Consider the following 1,655-nt stretch of genomic DNA (forward strand, 5'->3'; position numbering starts at 1 on the left):
ATGGCAAAGGAATGTCTTAGATCATGAATTCTGGGGGCGGAGGGCGAATCGGCCCCGATTCCGGCAGCAGTCACCAGGCACCGGAACGTATGCTGCACGACCTGGTAGCTGAGGCGCTTGCGGGTCAGGGACACGAAGAAACTGGCGTCGATTGATGTTGGCTGCAGTTCATCGCGCAAGGTTGCATGACTCTTCAACGCCTGGATGGTGCTCTCCTGCACTGGCACGAGCCGGGACTTGCCGAACTTGGACTCGCGGATCAACAACACTCTCTCGCTCCAGTCCACGTCCGCGCGGTCAAGTTTGATGGCCTCACCAATGCGCAGCCCAGTTGCCGCCAACAACCCGATCAAGGTTTCATAGGTAGCCGCCCGCAATGGTTGGTCAATGAAGCAGCGGGCCTGGCTCATCAACGCTCCGATATCAGTACTGGAGTAGATGAATGGCAGACGCCATCGCTGGCGGTGGGGCATCAGCCCTAAGGGCGGGACTTCGGTGCCGGGATAGATCCCGGAGAGATAGCGGGCGAATCCGCGTGCCGCGGTCATCCGCCTCGGGCCCACGCTCGAAGGTGCCGTTGTCGATGGTTGCTGCGACCACTCCAACGCCGCCTGCGTGGTTGTCGTCGTGCATCCACGGGTATCAAGGAACACTACAAAGCCTGGCAGCAGCCGGTGGCTTTCAGCGAGTTCGTGCCCGAGTGAACGGCGCAGCTGCAGATAGTTCGCCAGGTCCTGCTCCAGCCCGCTCATCGTGCCGTCCCCGGCCATGGCTGGGCCACCTGGCGCAGCGAGTCAAAGTCGGCCTTGGCATAAAGAGCCGTCGTGGCCAGATCCTGGTGACGCAGGACCTGGCTGATCGCCGTAAGGCCGGCGCCCTGTTTGAGCATCTCACCAGCCAAGGCATGCCTGAGCCGGTGCGGGCCAAACTTGGGTAGTCCCGCGCGTTTGCAGGCGCGTTCAATGACGTCTCCGACCAAGTCGGCACGGATCGGTCCCCGAGGAGCGCGGCAGGTCAAGAAGACATGAACGGCATCGGCGGGGTTCCGGCCACACGACAAATAGGCCACCAGGGCTTCACCGACTCCGGCGAGCAGCGGCATCCGGTCCTGCCGGCGGGCCTTGCCACGAACCACCAGTTCACCGGCACGCCAATCCATGTCACACAGTTCCAGCCGTGCGACCTCGATTGATCGCAGCCCCAGACGGGCCACCAGCATCGCAATCGCGAAATCCCGGGCGCCCAGCTGCGTGCTGCGGTCAAAACTGTCAAGCAACAACTGCACATCGGTAGCCGAGACTGTCGGTGGCGGCAGAGTTGCCAACCGCCAGCCACCCACCGGGGGCACGGCCGATCCCAGCCGCAGCTCGGTGATTCCTTGCAGATACAGGAAACGCAAAACGGCCCGTAGTTCAGCCACACGGCCCTTCGCCGAGCCGGCCGACACCCTGTTGCACTCCCGCAGCAAGAACGCATTGACATCCGCCCCCGTCAAGGCCGACGGCACGAAAACACCACTACTGTGACACTGTTCCTCGAGGAATCGTCGTGCCGTGTTCTCATATCGGTGCACCGTTGTCGGGGCGAGTCCACGTTCCTGGAACATCCAGGAACGATATTCATCCATCAGCTCGCCAAGTGCTGTCGCCAACGGG

At 62.4% G+C, this 1,655-nt stretch carries 2 protein-coding genes; both read right to left on the reverse strand.

Features of this window, described 5'->3' with window-relative positions:
* The coding region (locus tag QMG52_RS21625; RefSeq protein ID WP_283562460.1) for a tyrosine-type recombinase/integrase at positions 1 to 770 on the reverse strand (770 nt) is incomplete at its 3' end.
* The coding region (locus QMG52_RS21630; protein WP_283562461.1) for a tyrosine-type recombinase/integrase at positions 749 to 1,655 on the reverse strand (907 nt) is incomplete at its 5' end. The genes QMG52_RS21625 and QMG52_RS21630, both read right to left, overlap by 22 nt.

The sequence above is a fragment of the Paenarthrobacter sp. PH39-S1 genome (genome assembly GCF_030063245.1).
GTDB lineage: Bacteria > Actinomycetota > Actinomycetes > Actinomycetales > Micrococcaceae > Arthrobacter_M.